Origin of the sequence: Nocardioides sp. HDW12B (assembly GCF_011299595.1) — a bacterium.
GTDB lineage: Bacteria > Actinomycetota > Actinomycetes > Propionibacteriales > Nocardioidaceae > Marmoricola_A.
On record NZ_CP049867.1, the window covers coordinates 807,903 to 824,628 of the forward strand.

A 16,726-nucleotide genomic window follows, 5' to 3' on the forward strand; every position below is an offset into this window, starting at 1 on the left:
GTCAGTGTACGGAGAGGTTCGGGACGAGCTCGGCACGTGCGAAGTCCAGCGCGGCGAGGTGCCAGCCGTGTGCCGCGGCGAGCGCGCCGAGGGCGGCCTCCGTGCGGCCCCGGGCACGGTCGTCGCGACCTGCCAGGTCGACCCGGAGGAGCCCGGGCCCCTCGAGGTGGGTCTGCCGCGGCCCCAGGACCTCGTCGAGCACGGCGACGAGCACCTCCGGAGCCACGGGGGCGCCGAGCCCGGGTGCGGGAGGGCGACCCGGGTGGAGGGATGCGCCGACCGCGGCCACCACGGCCTCCCGGGCGCCGAGGCCGAACATGTCCTCGTGCTCGGGCCGCACCAGTGCGGCCGCACCGGGTCCGTCCTCGCCGCGGGGGAGCACCAGGTGGCCGAGCCCCCTGACCACCGACAGCGGGCTCTGGGACAGCTTGCCGGTGGCGAGCTCGGCGGCCCCCGCGATCTCGTCGGCGACCGCGGGCAGCGTGACGGCGAGCAGGTTGCCGTAGCCGTCCACCCGGCCGGCGTGGTCGTCGACCACGTGCAGGCCGGCGGCGCCGATCGCGATGTCGGTCTGCCCGACCCGCCACGCGCGTCCCGCCGTGTCGGTGACGACGACCCCGACGTCGACGCCGCGCCGCCCGGCCAGCGAGCGACGCAACCGTCGCGCCGAGTCGTCGGGGTCGAGGGGGAGCAGCACCAGGCGCCCGGCCGTCACGTTGGAGGCGTCGATGCCGGCGGCGGCCATGACCAGCCCGTGCCGGGTCCGCGCGATGGTGGTCGGTCCGCGTCGGGCCACGACGCGCACCGTCTCCTCGGCCAGCACCTCCTCCTTGGAGCGGTCGCTCACCCGGCCCTCGGCCTTGCTGACGACCTTGCTGGTCACCACGACCACGTCGCCGTCGTCGAGCGGAGTGGCGTCGAGGAGAGCGGCGAGGTCGGCGCCCTCGCGCACCTCGCCCACGCCGGGCACGACGTCGACGCGCAGCCCGGCGGAGGCGCCGCTCACCGTCCCACCAGGGCCAGCGCGGCGCGCGCCATGGCCTCGGTGGCGGCGTCGTCGGTCATCATCAGCGGCACGGCGCGGCAGGACACCCCGCCCGTCTCGACCCGCTCGACGGCGTCCGCGTCGGCGGAGTCCACCAACCAGGCGTCCAGCACCCCGCCGGCCGAGCGGGCGCCGTAGTGCGCGGCGACCCCGGCGGCGGAGACCTCGATGCCGAGGCCCGTCATGAGCTGCTCGGCCATGCCGCGGACGTGGCGGCCGGCGACGATGGGGGAGAGGCCGACGACCGGTGCGGGTCCGGTGCGCAGGGCCTCGCTGACGCCCGCCACGCCGAGGACCGTCCCGAGCGAGACCACCGGGTTGGACGGCGGGAGCACCACGACGTCGGCCTCCGTGATCGCCTCGAGCACGCCGGGGGCGGGCGTCGCCCGGTCCAGACCGACGGGCACGACCCCGCGGGCGGGCACCTGGGCGCGCAGCCGCACCCAGTACTCCTGGAAGTGGACGGCGCGGCGTCCCGACGGCTCGCCGTCGTCGTCGATCAGCACGTGGGTCTCGACCCGGTCGTCGGTCATCGGCAGCAGCGTGACGCCCGGCTGCCAGCGCCGGCACAGCGCGGCGGTGACGGCGGACAGCGGGTAGCCCGCCTCGACCATCTGGGTCCGCACCAGGTGCGTGGCCAGGTCGCGGTCGCCGAGCCCGAACCACGTCGGCTCCACGCCGTACGCCGCCAGCTCCTCCTTCACGCGCCACGACTCGTCGGTGCGGCCCCAGCCGCGCTCGGTGTCGATGCCGCCGCCGAGCGTGTACATCACCGTGTCGAGGTCGGGGCAGATCTTGAGGCCGTGCATCCACAGGTCGTCGGCGGTGTTGGCCACCACCGTGATCTCGACCTCGGGCACCCGACGGAGCCCGCGCAGGAACGTCGCGCCGCCGACCCCACCCGAGAGGACGGTGCATCGCAGCGGTCCGGACATCCCATATCACCCCTTCCAGGAGGGCGGCGAATTTCGCCGTATAACAGATCTGGTGTTGACTTTAGTGGTACGACAGGCTTGTAATTCCCTCAGTGTCATTTCACGAAGTCACGTTGACAGCAGCCGGCATCCTTCCCCAGCGCCTCGCGATCTGGACTGCACACGTTACGTACCTCGGATGCGACAGAGGGAAGGCAACCAGGGAAACAGCGGGACCTCCGGGTCCCACCGGTTGAAAGGCGAGGACACCATGCGGGAACTATTCGTGCTGGACACGCAGCTCGACGAGGTCGAGGACCCGGGTTGGCAGGAGCGCGCGCTGTGCGCCCAGACCGACCCCGAGGCCTTCTTCCCCGAGAAGGGCGGCTCGACGCGGGAGGCCAAGCGGGTCTGCCTGACCTGTGACGTGCGGGGCGAGTGCCTCGAGTACGCGCTGGCCAACGACGAGCGCTTCGGGATCTGGGGCGGCATGTCGGAGCGGGAGCGGCGCAAGCTCAAGAAGCGCGCGGTCTGAGCCCACGCGGGCCCGGGCCTGCCGCCCGGCTCCGGGCTCACTCACCCGCGCGCGGGTCGATGTCCTCGGGACGACGGCCCAGCAGCTCGGCGACCTGCTCGACGAGGACGGTGTAGACGAGCGCGCCCAGGTCGCCCGGCGTCTCGCACCGCATCTCGATCGGTCGCCGGAACAGCACCACCCGGCTCGGCGTGCTGCCGCTGCCGGGCACCAGGGACCCCAGGGGCACGGTCGGCGCGCTCCAGTCCGCCGGCATCAGCGGGGTCTCCTCGATCGCGAACTCCACCAGCCCCAGCTCCGTGCTCCACCGCGCCTCGAGCGCGCTGAGCACGTCGAGCACCACCTCGTCGAAGCGGTCGCGCCGGCTCGGCCGGCGCGGCGGTCCCTGAGGGGTCAGCGGCCCGGGCAGCACCGCCGGCCCGCGCAGGCCGCGACCGTGCCGGTCGCGGGCCGAGGTGGGGCGGGCAGGGACGTGGTCGGACATCCCGCGAGCCTAAGGGGCGCCCGCCTCCGCAGGTTGTAGCGTCAGGCTCGTGAGTCCCGCGCGCCGCTGCTCCCGCACCGCCTGTCGGCGGCCGGCCATCGCCACGCTCACCTACGTCTACGGCGACCAGACCGCGGTCCTCGGGCCGCTGGCCACCTACGCCGAGCCGCACGCCTACGACCTCTGCGAGGAGCACTCCGAGCGGCTGTCGGCCCCGCGCGGCTGGGAGGTCATGCGTCTGGCCCCCGACCCGGACGCGCTCGGACCCAGCACCGACGACCTCCTCGCCCTCGCCGACGCGGTCCGCGAGGCGGCCCGCCCGGCTCCGACCCCGCCCCCGGTCTCCGCCGTGCCCGGACGCCTGGCCTCCGGCGGGCGCGCCACCGGGTCCGACGACTCCGGTCCGGACCGGCCGGGTCATCCCGCTCCCGAGACCGGACGCCGCGGTCACCTGCGCGTGCTGCGCCCCCTTCCGGACTGAGGGGTCCGCGGGCGCGGATAGGGTGCGGACATGCCGTCCGCCCCCGACCCCCGCGTGGTCGACGCGGTCTTCAAGGCCTACGACGTCCGCGGCCTCGTGCCCGAGCAGATCGACGACGTGCTGGCCCGCGCCACCGGCAACGCGTTCGCGACGGTGGTGACCGGGGAGCCGGGCACCGAGCCGCCGCGGATCGTCGTGGGTCACGACATGCGCGCCTCCAGCCCGGGGCTCGCGGAGCAGTTCGCCGCGGGCGCCCAGGACGCGGGCGCGGACGTGGTGCTCATCGGGCTGGCCTCCACCGACCAGCTCTACTTCGCCTCCGGCTCGCTGGGACTCCCCGGGGCGATGTTCACCGCCTCGCACAACCCCGCGGCGTACAACGGCATCAAGCTGTGCCGGGCCGGTGCCGCGCCGGTGGGGCAGCAAACCGGGCTCGCGGAGATCCGCGACCTGGTCGCCGCCGGCGACTACCGGACGGCCGGACGCACCGGCGGCCGCGAGGAGCGCGACCTGCTCACGGCGTACGCCGAGCACCTGCTCACGCTGGCACCCGTGCAGGGCCGCCGGCTGCGGGTGGTGGCCGACGCCGGCAACGGCATGGCCGGGCACACCGCACCGGCCGTGCTGGGGCGGCTCGACGTGGACGTGGTGCCGCTCTACTTCGAGCTCGACGGCACCTTCCCGAACCACGAGGCCAACCCGATCGACCCGGCGAACCTGCGGGACCTCCAGACGGCGGTCGTCCGCGAGCGCGCCGACGTGGGCCTGGCCTTCGACGGAGACGCCGACCGGTGCTTCCTCGTCGACGAGCGCGGCGAGACGGTCGACCCCGGGACCGTGACCGCGCTGATCGCCACCCGGGAGCTGCTCCGCCACCCCGGCGCGACCGTGATCCACAACCTCATCACGAGCCGGGCCGTGCCCGAGATCGTCCGCGAGCGGGGAGGGGTCCCGGTCCGCACCCGGGTCGGCCACTCCTACATCAAGGCCACCATGGCCGAGACCGGCGCCGTCTTCGGCGGCGAGCACTCCGGCCACTTCTACTTTCGCGACTTCTGGCGGGCCGACTCCGGGATGCTGGCCGCGCTCCACGTCCTGGCCGCGCTGGCCGAGCAGGACCGCCCGCTGAGCGGCCTGCTGGCCGAGTTCTCCCGCTACGTGGCCAGCGGCGAGATCAACACCGAGATGCCCGACCAGGACGCCGCGCAGCGCCGGGTCGGCCGCGTCGAGGACGTGGTCGGTGCCGAGCCCGGCGTCGAGGTCGACCGACTCGACGGACTCACGCTGAGCCACGACGACTGGTGGTTCAACCTGCGGGCCTCCAACACCGAGCCGCTGCTGCGCCTCAACGTCGAGGCGGGCGACGAGGCCACCATGCGCACCGTCCGTGACAGAGTCCTGTCGATGATCCGCACCCAGGAGGCGTGATGACGCTCGACCACCACCGGCTCGACCCGCTGCTGCTCGAGCTGCTGCGCTGCCCCGCCTGCCGGGCCGAGCTCGAGCCGCCCCGTGACGACGAGCTCACCTGCACCGGGTGTGCGCGGGTCTACCCGATCCGCGACGGGGTGCCGGTCCTGCTGGTCGACGAGGCCCGGGACGACCGTGGCTGAGTGGTTCGACGAGTCCCGGCTCGACGACGGCGAGGCGCTGGCCCGCGCCGACGCCACGCTGCGCTCGCTGGCCGAGGCGGGCAGCCGCGTCCGGCGCGAGGCGGTGGCCGCCGCGGACGCCGTGGACACCGCCGTGGCGCTCACCCGGGACGACCGTCCGCGCGCGGTCATCGCGGCCGGCCCCGACTCCCGCCTGCTGCGCGCGGTCCTCGAGCCCGCCTGCCCGGTGCCCTTCGTGGCCTGGCCGAACCCCGGCCTCCCCGGCTGGACGGGCCCCCTCGACGTCGTCGTGGTGCTGGCCCCCGACGGTGGCGACGCCGGCAGCGCCGGTGCCGTCGCGGAGGCCGTGCGCCGCGGCTGCCAGGTCGTGGTCGCCTGCCCGCCCGACTCGCTGGTCGCCGAGCACGCCGTCGGTCGGCACACGACCGTGCTCCCCACCACCTCGCGCGACCAGCTGGCCACCGCCGTGGTCATGCTGCAGCTGCTCGCCCGCGTCGACCTCGGCCCGCACGCCGACCCCGAGGAGGTCGCCACCGCCCTCGACGACGTGGCCGTCTCCTGCTCGCCCCACCGCGACCTGGCCGTCAACCCCGCCAAGATGGTCGCCATCGCGCTGGCCGACGCCACCCCGCTGTGCTGGGGCGGGTCGGTGCTGGCCGCCCGGGCCGCCCGCCGCGTCTCCGAGGCGGTACGCCGCGCCAGCGGTCGCACGACGGTGGCCGGTGACGCCGAGCACCTGCTGCCGCTCGTGGCCGCGGCACGCCCCCACGACGTCTTCTCCGACCCCTTCGCCGACGACGACGACGCCGACCCGGCGGACCGCCGCCCGATGCTGCTGGTGCTCGACGACGGCGCGGAGGACCCGGCCGTCACCGAGCAGCGCGGCCGCCTGACCGCCGAGGCCGACGAGCGGGGGGTCCGCGTCGAGCTCCTGACGTGCGACACCGGCAGCGAGCTGGCCCGCTACGCCTCGCTGCTCGGCCAGGGCCGGTACGCCGCGGCGTACCTGGCGCTCGGCCTGGGACGCCTCGGGCGCTGACCGAGCCCCACCCGGGGGACCCGTACGTCGCTAGGCTGACCCGGTGACGACGCCTCCCCGCCCCCGCTCGGTCCGCCCCGTCCGGAGCGGCGCGTGAGCGCCGGCCTCTTCGGACTCCTCGACGACGTCGCGGCGCTGGCCCGGCTGGCGGCGGCCTCGGTGGACGACATCGGCGCGGCCGCGGGCCGTGCGAGCGTCAAGGCCGCCGGCGTCGTGGTCGACGACACGGCGGTCACCCCGCAGTACGTCCACGGCGTCACCGCCGACCGCGAGGTGCCCATCATCCGGCGCATCGCGACGGGCTCGTTGCGCAACAAGCTGCTCGTCATCCTGCCGGCGGCCCTGCTGCTGAGCCAGTTCCTGCCGTGGGCGATCACCCCGATCCTGATGGCCGGCGCCACGTTCCTCTGCTACGAGGGCGCCCACAAGGTGTGGGGCGCGCTCAGCGGGCACGGCGACGCCCACGCCGACGCCTCGGGCGAGCCGCCGTCGGAGGACACGGTCGTCTCCGGCGCGGTCCGCACCGACTTCATCCTGTCGGCCGAGATCATGGTGATCGCGCTCAACGAGGTCTCCGACGAGCCGTTCGTGTCCCGCGCGCTGATCCTCGTGGTCGTCGCCATCGGCATCACCCTGCTGGTCTACGGCGTGGTCGCGCTGATCGTGAAGATGGACGACGTCGGCCTGCACCTCGCCGAGCGGTCCTCGGCGGCCTCGCGACGCATCGGTCTGGGCCTGGTGCGCGGGATGCCGAAGCTGCTGAGCGTCATCTCCGTCGTCGGCATCGCGGCGATGCTCTGGGTGGGCGGCCACATCCTGCTGGTCGGGCTCGACGACCTCGGCTGGCACGCGCCGTACGACGCGGTCCACCACGTCGAGGAGGCGGTCCACGACTCCGCGGGCAGCCTGGGGGCGGTGCTCGGCTGGCTGGTCAACACCGCAGCCTCGGCCGTGGTCGGTCTCGCGGTCGGTGCCGTCGTCGTGGCGGTGCTCGGGCTGGTGCAGCGTGCGCGCGGCGGGTCCACCGGGGGCAGGTAGTCTGGACGGGTATGCGCGGGAGATCCCGACGAAGCGCAGATGCGCCGCACACCCATCCTGTGACACCAGAGGAACCCTTCATGGACTTCAAGGTCGCCGACCTGTCCCTGGCCGACTACGGCCGGACCGAGATCACCCTCGCCGAGCACGAGATGCCCGGCCTCATGGCGATGCGCGAGCGCTACGGCGCCTCGCAGCCCCTCGCGGGCGCCCGCATCGCCGGCTCCCTGCACATGACCATCCAGACCGCCGTGCTCATCGAGACCCTCGTGGACCTCGGCGCGGAGGTCCGCTGGGCCTCCTGCAACATCTTCTCGACCCAGGACCACGCGGCCGCCGCCGTCGTGGTGGGCCGCGACGGCACGCCGGAGGACCCCCGCGGCGTCCCGGTCTTCGCCTGGAAGGGCGAGAGCCTGGAGGAGTACTGGTGGTGCACCCAGCAGATCCTCGACTGGTCCTCGCAGGGCGCCGACGTCCTGCCGAACATGATCCTCGACGACGGCGGTGACGCCACCATGCTGCTGCACCTCGGCGTCGAGGCCGAGAAGAACGGCGTCGCCCCCGACCCCGCCACCGCCGGCAGCGGCGAGCAGCGGATCGTCTTCGAGGTGCTCGGTGCGCAGCTCGAGAAGAGCGCCACGCACTGGAGCCCGATCGCGAACTCGGTCAAGGGCGTCACCGAGGAGACCACCACCGGTGTCCTCCGCCTCTACGACATGATGCGCGACGGCACGCTGCTGTTCCCGGCCATCAACGTCAACGACTCGGTGACCAAGAGCAAGTTCGACAACAAGTACGGCTGCCGCCACTCGCTCATCGACGGCATCAACCGTGCGACCGACGTCCTCATCGGCGGCAAGGTCGCCGTGGTCTGCGGCTACGGCGACGTCGGCAAGGGCTGCGCGGAGTCGCTGCGCGGCCAGGGAGCCCGCGTCATCGTGACCGAGATCGACCCGATCTGCGCGCTGCAGGCGGCCATGGACGGCTACCAGGTCGCCACCCTCGACGACGTGCTGCCGGTGGCCGACATCGTCATCACCGCGACGGGCAACAAGGACGTCGTCACCGTCGCGCAGATGCAGCGGATGAAGTTCCAGGCGATCGTGGCCAACATCGGCCACTTCGACAACGAGATCGACATGGCCGGGCTGGAGTCCTTCGAGGGCGTCGTCCGCAAGAACGTCAAGCCGCAGGTCGACGTGTGGTCCTTCCCCGAGGGCACCAGCATCATCGTGCTGTCGGAGGGGCGCCTGATGAACCTCGGCAACGCGACCGGCCACCCGTCGTTCGTGATGTCGAACTCCTTCACCAACCAGGTGCTGGCCCAGATCGAGCTCTTCACCAAGACCGAGGAGTACCCGACCGGCGTCTACGTGCTGCCCAAGCACCTCGACGAGGAGGTCGCGCGCCTGCACCTCGGCTCGCTCGGCGTCCGGCTGACGGAGCTCACCGAGTCCCAGGCGGCGTACCTCGGCGTCGACAAGGCCGGTCCGTACAAGTCCGACCAGTACCGGTACTGAGGCAGCAGACATGGCGGTGGAGTCCGGGGCGACGGCACGGGCCAAGGTGCTCGTCGTCGACGACGACGCCGCCCTGGCGGAGATGCTCACCATCGTGCTGCGCAACGAGGGGTTCGAGCCCCAGGTGTGCGCGCACGGTGGTGAGGCGCTGGCGGCCTTCCAGGGCTTCCGGCCCGACCTGGTGCTGCTCGACCTGATGCTGCCCGGTCGTGACGGCATCGACGTCTGCAAGGACATCCGCGCCGAGTCGGGGGTGCCGATCGTGATGCTCACCGCACGCGGCGACACCCTCGACGTGGTGGAGGGACTGGAGTCGGGGGCCGACGACTACGTCGTCAAGCCCTTCAAGCCCAAGGAGCTGGTGGCGCGCATCCGCGCCCGGGTGCGCACCTTCGAGGCGGCACCGCCCGAGCAGCTCGCCATCGGCGACCTCTCCATCGACGTCGCCGGCCACCGCGTCACCCGCGGCGAGGAGGTCATCGCCCTCACGCCGCTGGAGTTCGACCTCCTGGTGTGCCTGGCCCGCAAGCCCTGGCAGGTGTTCACCCGCGAGGTGCTGCTCGAGCAGGTGTGGGGCTACCGGCACGCGGCCGACACCCGCCTGGTCAACGTGCACGTCCAGCGTCTGCGCTCCAAGGTCGAGCGCGACCCGGAGAACCCCGAGATCGTGGTGACCGTCCGGGGCGTCGGCTACAAGGCCGGCTGACGTGGCGGCGGCCCGGCGCGTGCGGGGCGTGGCGGCCCGGCCGCTGCGCGCCGTCGGCACGCTGTGGCGCCGCTCGATCCAGGCGCGCGTCGTGCTCAGCACCGTCGTGCTGTCGGCGGTCGTCGTCTCGCTGGTGGGCTGGACGCTGCTGCAGCAGGTCACCGACGGTCTCGTGCAGGAGCGCGTCAAGGAGGCCGTCGCCGAGTCCGGACGCGCCACCGAGGACCTCCAGGTCAGCCTGAGCGCCGCGACCCCGGACTTCGAGGCCAGCGCCCAGCTGGCCTCGCTGATGTCCACCGAGATCTCCCGCGGCGCGGTGCGCGGCTACGACGTCGTGCTGGTCGGGCCCCTGTCGGTCGACGCCGACGGGCGGGCCTACGGCGGCGGCCAGCGGTTCACCCCCGGCCTCGACCTCACCAGCCTGCCCGACGACCTGACCGAGCGGGTGGGGGCGCCGCAGGAGAACTCCCAGCTGTGGACCTTCACCCGGCTGCGGTACGACGGAAGCGACGGGCGGGCGGCCCGCCCCGACGTCCCGGGCGTGGCCGTGGGCACCCGGCTCGTGCTGCCCGCCGACGGCGACACCTACGCGCTCTACCACCTCTTCCCGATGTCGGCCGAGCAGCGCACGATCGACCTCGTCGAGCGGGCCATCCTCACCAGCGGGGTGCTCCTGCTCATCCTCGTCGCCGCCCTCACCTGGCTGGTGACGCGGCAGGTGGTGACCCCCGTCCGGCTCGCGCGGCGTACGGCCGAGCGGCTCTCCTCCGGGCGTCTGGAGCAGCGGATGCTCGTCAAGGGCGACGACGACATCGCGCGGCTGGCGACGTCGTTCAACCACATGGCCTCCAGCCTGCAGAAGCAGATCCGCAAGCTGGAGGACATGTCGGCGGCGCAGCGGCGCTTCGTCTCCGACGTCTCCCACGAGCTGCGCACCCCGCTCACCACGGTGCGGATGGCCAGCGACGTGCTTCACGACGCGCGTGACCGCTTCGACCCGGTCACCGCGCGCTCGGCCGAGCTGCTGCAGAACGAGCTCGACCGCTTCGAGACCCTGCTCGCGGACCTGCTCGAGATCAGCCGGTTCGACGCCGGGGCGGCGGCCCTGGAGGTCGAGGACGTGAACCTCCTCGACGTCGCCCACCGCGTGGTGGGCTCCCTGGCACCGCTCGCCGCCCAGCGCGACGTGCGCATCGTGGTGCGTCCGCAGGGCGGGCCCTGCGTGGTGGAGGCCGACACCCGGAGGCTGGAGCGCATCGTGCGCAACCTCGTCACCAACGCCATCGACTACGCCGACTCCTCCGACGTGGTGGTGCTCGTCGCCGCCGACGCGGAGGGCAGCGCGCTGGCCGTCCGCGACTACGGCGTCGGTCTGCGACCCGGCGACGAGGTGCGGGTGTTCAACCGCTTCTGGCGCGCCGACCCCTCACGCGTGCGGCGCTCGGGCGGCACCGGGCTCGGGCTGTCGATCTCGCAGGAGGACGCCCGCCTGCACGGCGGCTGGCTCGAGGCGTGGGGCGCGCCGGGTGCCGGCTCGCAGTTCCGCCTCTCGCTGCCGCGCCGTGCCGGTGGCACCCTGGCCGCCAGCGCCCTGCCGCTGGTGCCGGCGGACGCCGGGCTGGTCCCGGCCCGGTCGGGGCGGGTGAGCACCCCGTGACCCGGTCGTACGTCGCTCGCGGGCGCCTGGTGACCGCGCTCGCTGCCGGGTGCCTGGTCGCCGCCGGCTGCTCGACCCTGCCCGACGGGGGACCCGTGGTGTCGGGAGGACGGGCCGCCGCCACGGTGGAGGCGCAGCCGTTCGACTACAACCCGCCCGGCCCGCGACCCGGCGCGCTGCCGGACGACATCGTGGCGGGGTTCCTCAGCGCCCAGCAGGCGGTCCCGGTCAGCACCCGCGTGGCGGAGGAGTACCTCACCGCGGACGCCGCCGCCACCTGGCGCCCGGACCGTCGCACCATCGTCTACACCTCCCAGCAGGTGGTGGCGCGCGGCACCGACGTCGTCATCCGGCTCCGCGGGGCCTCCGCCCTCGACGCCGCCGGTCGCTGGCGCGGCGCCTGGTCCGACGACGCCCGCGGCACCCTGCGGCTGCGCGTCGAGCGTGAGGACTCCGAGTGGCGCATCGTCGACCCGCCGCCCGCCCTGGTCATCCCGCGCACCCACTTCGAGTCGCGCTACCGCGCGCTGACCCTGTCCTTCTTCGACCGCACCGGGTCGGTGCTCGTGCCCGAGCCGGTGTACCTGCCGGCGGGCGTGCAGGCCGCCACCCGGCTGGTGGCCGGACTGCTCGAGGGACCGCCCCCGGGGAGCCGGGAGGTCGAGCGGTCCTACCTGCCGACCGGCACCGACCTCGGCGTCGGCGTGCCCGTCCGGGGCCGCGGGATCGCGGAGGTCCCGCTGAGCGCCGCCATGGTCGACCTGCGCCCGGCCGACCTCGCCCGCGCCCTGGCCCAGCTCACCGCCACGCTGGGCCAGCTGCCGGAGGTGCGGGGGGTGCGCGTCCTCGTGGACGGCGCGCCGCTCGCGCTGCCCGGGGGCGAGGAGGTGCTGCCCGTGACCACGGGGGAGGAGTACGACCCCTCGGTCGACTGGGCCGCGCCGGACCTCTTCGGCCTCGTCGGACGCTCGATCGTCCGCATCTCCGAGGGCGCCGAGACCCGGGTCGCCGCCCTGCCCCGCTCCGCCACCGACTTCTTCGGACGGCCGCGCTCGCTGGGCGTGAGCCTGGCCGGCGACCGGTCGGCCGTGGTGTCCGGCGACGGCACCAGGGTCTGGCGGCTGACCTCCCGCGAGGGCGCCCGCATCGCGCCCACCTCGGTTGCCGAGGGCACCGACCTGCTGCGGCCGATGTGGGACCGCACCGGGCGTCTCTGGCTCGTCGACCGGGGCAGCAGCCTCAGCGGCACCGCCGCGGTGCGTGTGCTCTCCGACGACGGCCGCGTCCGCCTCGACAGCCCGCAGCTGGACGACGGACGCCTCGAGGCGGCGTCGGTCTCGCGCGACGGCAGCCGCTTCGTGGTGCTGGTGTCCCGGCCCGACGGCGAGGTCGAGGCGCGGCTGTTCCGCGTGGTCCGCGACGACCTCGGCGCGCCCGTCCGCCTGGCCTTCGCCCGCACCCTCCCGGCCCCCAACACGCTGCGCAACGCCCGCGCCGTCGGGTGGTGGGACCCCACGACGGTGGCCGTCATGACCCGGCCCTCCGGCTTCTCGACCCGGGTGCAGCTGCTGCCCACCGACGGCGCGACCGTCGCCACCTCGGGTGCGCCGCGGCTCGACCTGCTGTTCGAGGAGGGCCAGAGCATGGCGACCTCTCCCGGCTCCCCGCAGAGCCTGCTGGTGACCAGCGCCGACGGGGTGTTCGACCTCGGCGGCGACGGGCGGTGGGCCGAGCTCGTGCTGCCGCCCGAGCTGCGCGCCACGACGTTCGTGGGCTGAGCCGGTCGGGGGCCGGGTTCTCCCCAGGCCGCCGGCAGCGGCTCGCACCGGGGTCGACGTACGGCGAGGGTGGGAGGGTGCGTGACGCCCTGGTCGACCTCGTCCTGGGGTCCTGCTGCGTCGGGTGCGGGCGGGCCGGGCGTCTGCTGTGCGGCGGCTGCCGGGCCGGGCTGCCCCACCGGGGACGGTCCTGCCCGCCGACCCCGTGCCCGGCGGGGCTGGCCGCACCCTGGTGCGCGGCCGAGTACGCCGACACGGTGCGGCGGATGGTGCTCGCCCACAAGGAACGCGCCTGCCACGGGCTCGCCCGGCCGCTCGGCGAGCTGCTCGCCGTCGCGGTCGAGGCGGCCGCGGGACCGGGACCCCGCCCCGGTCCTGTCGTGCTGGTGCCCGTGCCCAGCCACCCGACGGTCGTGAGGACACGCGGCCACGACCCGCTGCTACGACTGACCCGGGCGGCTGCCGTCACCTTGCGCCGGCGTGGGGTGGCGGCCGCGGTCCGCCCCCTCCTGCGCGCCCACGCACGCCCGCGCGACCAGGCGGGCCTCGACGCGGTCGCCCGGGCGGCCAACCTGCGCGACGCCTTCGCCGTGCGCCCGGCTGCGGGGCTCGCTGCGGGACTCGCCTCCGGGCCGGCCGTCGGGGGACCCCTCCTGGTCGTCGACGACGTGCTCACCACCGGCGCCACCGCACGGGAGGCCCAGCGGGCCCTGGAGCGGGCCGGGGTGCCGGTGGACGCGGTCGCGGTGGTGGCGGCCACGACCCGGCGGCTGCCGCCCGGCCACCTGAGAAGCCGCCATGATGTGGACGATCGGGTTCCGTGGACCGTCGCGGAGGTCTAGCGTCTGTGCATGGAGTCCGTCCGGGTCCGTGGTTGCGCCGAGGAGGTGCGTCCCGGCTCGTCACGAGTCGTCGACGTCTCCTGGCTAGCCGATGCCAGTCGCAGGCGAAACGGTCCACGTAAGAGCCCCTCGCGGGCTCGATCACGGTGCGGCTTAGAGGTAAGTCCTGCCGTCGCGGGGGCGTCAGATGCGCCCCCGGCCGGCGAGAAGGCGGGTAGTGGCGGAGAAGCTGCGAGAGCCTCAGCAGGCGGTTGTGGGGTCGAAGACCAGGTCGGCCGGGCGGACTCCGCTTCCTGGTATCTCGGGACGCGCGCTCGACAGGGGGCGCGCGTGCACGACGTCGGACGGGTCCGGCGCAGTCGACCCGCACAAACACCGGAGGTGTGCATATGGACGTTGTCGTGAAGAGTCGCCACTGCGAGGTCTCGGACCGGTTCCGTGAGCACGTCGAGGAGAAGCTCAGTCGGCTCGAGAAGCACGACCACCGGGTCATCCGCATGGAGGTGGAGGTCGAGCTCGAGCGCAACCCGCGCCAGCACGACCGGGCCGTGAAGGTCGAGCTGACCGCGTTCTCGAAGGGCCCGGTGGTCCGGGCCGAGGCGGCTGCCGAGGACAAGCTGGGCGCGCTCGACCTGGCGCTGGACAAGATGGCGGCCCAGATGCGCCGCGCCGCCGACCGCCGCCGGGTGCACCACGGCCGGCGTACCCCGGTGTCGGTCTCGCAGGCGCTCGCCGGGCTGGAGGTCACCGAGAACGGCTCCGTGCTGACCCTGGACGAGGGCTCCACCGACGGCCCGGAGCTGACCGGCGGCCCGGACGTGACGACGGCGTCCGACGGCTCGATCGTGGTCCGGGAGAAGACCCACCCGGCCCGGCCGATGAGCCTGGACCAGGCGCTCTACGAGATGGAGCTCGTGGGCCACGACTTCTTCCTCTTCGTCGACAGCGAGTCCGCCCGACCCTCGGTGGTCTACCGCCGCAAGGGCTACGACTACGGGGTCATCGCCCTCACCCAGGACTGAGTCCGGGACCCCACCAGGCCCTTACGGGACCAACGGCACTCCTCGGGGGGACAGGGGTGAGGAGTATCCGTATTCGCTATCCCGCATAGTCCGTCCGTGCCATGATCGAGCGGTGGTCATCCCCCCGTCCTCCGCTCGATCCGGCACGTCCGACATCCGCGTGCTCGTCGTGGACGACCAGGAGCTGTTCCGCCGCGGGCTGACCATGCTGCTCGGGGTCGAGACGGACATCGAGGTGGTCGGGGAGGCCGCCGACGGCGCCGCCGCCGCGGCCCTGGCCGCCGGTTCCGCCCCCGACGTCGTCCTCATGGACGTCCGCATGCCCCGGCAGAGCGGCATCGAGGCCTGTGCGGCGGTGAAGGAGGCCGCGCCCCAGGCGCGGATCATCATGCTCACCGTCAGCGACGACGAGGCCGACCTCTACGACGCGGTCAAGAGCGGCGCGTCGGGCTACCTGCTCAAGGACTCCTCGATCGAGGAGGTCGCCCAGGCGATCCGCGTGGTGGCCGACGGCCAGTCGTTGATCAGCCCCTCGATGGCCATCAAGCTGCTCGACGAGTTCAAGCAGATGGCGCGCACCGACCGTCAGGCCGTGCCGACACCGCGCCTGACCGAGCGGGAGCTCGAGGTGCTGCGGCTGGTGGCGCAGGGCCTCAACAACCGCGAGATCGCCAAGCAGCTGTTCATCAGCGAGAACACCGTGAAGAACCACGTGCGCAACATCCTCGAGAAGCTCCAGCTGCACTCGCGCATGGAGGCGGTCATGTACGCCGTGCGCGAGAAGATCCTCGACATCCCCTGAGCGGCGCACCCCCTGCACCATGGCCCGGCCCGAGCACCTCACCCGCGCCCAGGCGCGCCGCATCGCCCTCGCGGCCCAGGGCTTCCTCGACCCGCGCCACGCGACGCCGTCCCTGCGCACCCTGAGCCGGACCGTCGCGCGCACCGGCGTGCTCCAGGTCGACTCGGTCAACGTGCTCCAGCGCGCGCACCACATGCCGCTGTTCAGCCGGATGGGTCCCTACGACACCGGGCTGCTCACGCGGGCCGCCGAGCAGCGGCCCCGGCGGCTGGTGGAGTACTGGGCCCACGTCCAGGCCCTGATGCCCGTCGACCTGTGGCCCGTCATGCGTCACCGCATGGAGGAGTACCGAGCGCAGCGCGGCAAGTGGGGCATGGGCGCCGACGAGGGACTGGTGGCGCGGCTCGTGGCGGAGATCCGCGCCGGCGGCCCGGCCACCGCCCGTGACCTCGACGACGGCGCGCCGCGCAGCACCGAGCACTGGGGCTGGAACTGGTCGGCGGCCCGCAAGGCGCTCGACTTCGCCTTCCTCACCGGCGACCTCGCCGTGGCCGGGCGCACCTCCTCGTTCGAGGTGGTCTACGACGTCCCGGAGCGCGTGCTGCCCGCCGCGGTGCTGGACGCCCCGACACCCACGCGCGACGAGGCCGACCGGGAGCTGGTCCGTCGCGCCGCCCGCTCCCACGGGGTGGCCAGCGCGCGCTGCCTGGCCGACTACTACCGCATGCGCCAGGTGCCAGGCCCCGGCACGCGGGGCGCCCAGGGTGCCGTCGCGGACCTCGTCGAGGACGGCGAGCTCGTGCCGGTGCGGGTCGAGGGCTGGGCACGCCCGGCCTACCTGCACCGCGACGCCCGCCTGCCGCGCCGGGTCGCGGCCCGCACCGTGCTGAGCCCCTTCGACCCCGTGGTGTGGGAGCGCGACCGCACCGAGGCGCTGTTCGGCTTCCGCTACCGCATCGAGATCTACGTGCCGGCCGCCCAGCGGGTGCACGGCTACTACGTGCTGCCGTTCCTGCTCGGGGACCGTCTCGTCGCCCGGGTCGACCTCAAGGCCGACCGGCCGCGGCGCACCCTGCTGGTGCAGGCGGCGTACGCCGAGGAGGGTGCGCCCCCGGACACCGCCGAGGAGCTGCTGGCCGCGCTCGGTGAGCTCGCCGGCTGGCTGGGGCTCGACCGGGTGGTGACCCGGCCCCGCGGCGGGCTCGGGGAGGTCCTGGCCCGAGCCCTGCCCGACCTGACCTGACCGGCCC

17 protein-coding genes are annotated in these 16,726 nt (G+C 74.1%); 14 read left to right on the forward strand and 3 right to left on the reverse strand.

Annotation, left to right across the window (positions count from 1 at the left end):
• Position 1 precedes the first annotated feature (1 nt).
• Positions 2–1,006: a coenzyme F420-0:L-glutamate ligase gene (gene cofE, locus G7072_RS03805; RefSeq protein ID WP_166084311.1), complete on the reverse strand. Its 1,005-nt coding sequence runs from the start codon at positions 1,004–1,006 to the stop codon at positions 2–4.
• Positions 1,003–1,968 (reverse strand): 2-phospho-L-lactate transferase, encoded by a 966-nt coding sequence (cofD, locus tag G7072_RS03810; RefSeq protein WP_166089642.1) that lies wholly within the window; start codon positions 1,966–1,968, stop codon positions 1,003–1,005. Before cofD ends, cofE begins: the two co-directional genes overlap by 4 nt.
• Before the next feature lie 262 nt (positions 1,969–2,230).
• Between cofD and G7072_RS03815 the strand changes: the two genes are divergently transcribed.
• Entirely contained in the window at positions 2,231–2,494 is a 264-nt protein-coding gene (locus G7072_RS03815; protein WP_166084312.1) for a WhiB family transcriptional regulator, read from the forward strand.
• A 37-nt stretch (positions 2,495–2,531) separates the two neighbouring features.
• Here the strand turns inward: G7072_RS03815 and G7072_RS03820 are convergent, their stop codons facing one another.
• On the reverse strand, positions 2,532–2,978 hold the full coding sequence (locus G7072_RS03820) for a metallopeptidase family protein (RefSeq protein WP_166084313.1): 447 nt from the start codon (positions 2,976–2,978) through the stop codon (positions 2,532–2,534).
• A gap of 49 nt (positions 2,979–3,027) precedes the next feature.
• Between G7072_RS03820 and G7072_RS03825 the strand changes: the two genes are divergently transcribed.
• The 13 genes from G7072_RS03825 (at position 3,028) to G7072_RS03885 (ending at position 16,719) form a co-directional block, all read left to right on the forward strand.
• Positions 3,028–3,459, forward strand: a complete 432-nt coding sequence (locus G7072_RS03825) for a DUF3499 domain-containing protein (protein ID WP_166084314.1) — start codon at positions 3,028–3,030, stop codon at positions 3,457–3,459.
• A 30-nt stretch (positions 3,460–3,489) separates the two neighbouring features.
• On the forward strand, positions 3,490–4,887 hold the full coding sequence (locus tag G7072_RS03830) for a phosphomannomutase/phosphoglucomutase (protein WP_166084315.1): 1,398 nt from the start codon (positions 3,490–3,492) through the stop codon (positions 4,885–4,887).
• Positions 4,887–5,072 carry a Trm112 family protein gene (locus G7072_RS03835; RefSeq protein WP_166084316.1) on the forward strand — a complete coding sequence of 62 codons (186 nt, stop codon included), beginning with the start codon at positions 4,887–4,889 and terminating at the stop codon, positions 5,070–5,072. The genes G7072_RS03830 and G7072_RS03835 overlap by 1 nt, the downstream gene beginning before the upstream one ends.
• On the forward strand, positions 5,065–6,111 hold the full coding sequence (locus tag G7072_RS03840; protein ID WP_166084317.1) for an SIS domain-containing protein: 1,047 nt from the start codon (positions 5,065–5,067) through the stop codon (positions 6,109–6,111). The genes G7072_RS03835 and G7072_RS03840 overlap by 8 nt, the downstream gene beginning before the upstream one ends.
• 93 nt (positions 6,112–6,204) lie before the next feature.
• Positions 6,205–7,149 (forward strand): DUF808 domain-containing protein, encoded by a 945-nt coding sequence (locus tag G7072_RS03845; RefSeq protein ID WP_166084318.1) that lies wholly within the window; start codon positions 6,205–6,207, stop codon positions 7,147–7,149.
• 80 nt (positions 7,150–7,229) lie between these two features.
• Positions 7,230–8,669: an adenosylhomocysteinase gene (ahcY, locus tag G7072_RS03850; RefSeq protein ID WP_166084319.1), complete on the forward strand. Its 1,440-nt coding sequence runs from the start codon at positions 7,230–7,232 to the stop codon at positions 8,667–8,669.
• 10 nt (positions 8,670–8,679) lie between these two features.
• Positions 8,680–9,375 carry an MtrAB system response regulator MtrA gene (gene mtrA / locus G7072_RS03855; protein ID WP_166084320.1) on the forward strand — a complete coding sequence of 232 codons (696 nt, stop codon included), beginning with the start codon at positions 8,680–8,682 and terminating at the stop codon, positions 9,373–9,375.
• Position 9,376: 1 nt separating this feature from the next.
• On the forward strand, positions 9,377–11,032 hold the full coding sequence (gene mtrB / locus G7072_RS03860) for an MtrAB system histidine kinase MtrB (RefSeq protein WP_166084321.1): 1,656 nt from the start codon (positions 9,377–9,379) through the stop codon (positions 11,030–11,032).
• Complete coding sequence (locus G7072_RS03865) at positions 11,029–12,810, forward strand: LpqB family beta-propeller domain-containing protein (protein ID WP_166084322.1); 1,782 nt, start codon at positions 11,029–11,031, stop codon at positions 12,808–12,810. Before mtrB ends, G7072_RS03865 begins: the two co-directional genes overlap by 4 nt.
• Before the next feature lie 77 nt (positions 12,811–12,887).
• Positions 12,888–13,652 (forward strand): ComF family protein, encoded by a 765-nt coding sequence (locus tag G7072_RS03870; protein WP_240917140.1) that lies wholly within the window; start codon positions 12,888–12,890, stop codon positions 13,650–13,652.
• Positions 13,653–14,041: 389 nt separating this feature from the next.
• On the forward strand, positions 14,042–14,674 hold the full coding sequence (gene raiA / locus G7072_RS03875; RefSeq protein ID WP_166084323.1) for a ribosome-associated translation inhibitor RaiA: 633 nt from the start codon (positions 14,042–14,044) through the stop codon (positions 14,672–14,674).
• Positions 14,675–14,786: 112 nt separating this feature from the next.
• Complete coding sequence (locus G7072_RS03880; protein ID WP_240917141.1) at positions 14,787–15,476, forward strand: response regulator transcription factor; 690 nt, start codon at positions 14,787–14,789, stop codon at positions 15,474–15,476.
• Between the two features lie 19 nt (positions 15,477–15,495).
• Positions 15,496–16,719 carry a crosslink repair DNA glycosylase YcaQ family protein gene (locus tag G7072_RS03885; protein WP_166084325.1) on the forward strand — a complete coding sequence of 408 codons (1,224 nt, stop codon included), beginning with the start codon at positions 15,496–15,498 and terminating at the stop codon, positions 16,717–16,719.
• Positions 16,720–16,726: the final 7 nt, after the last annotated feature.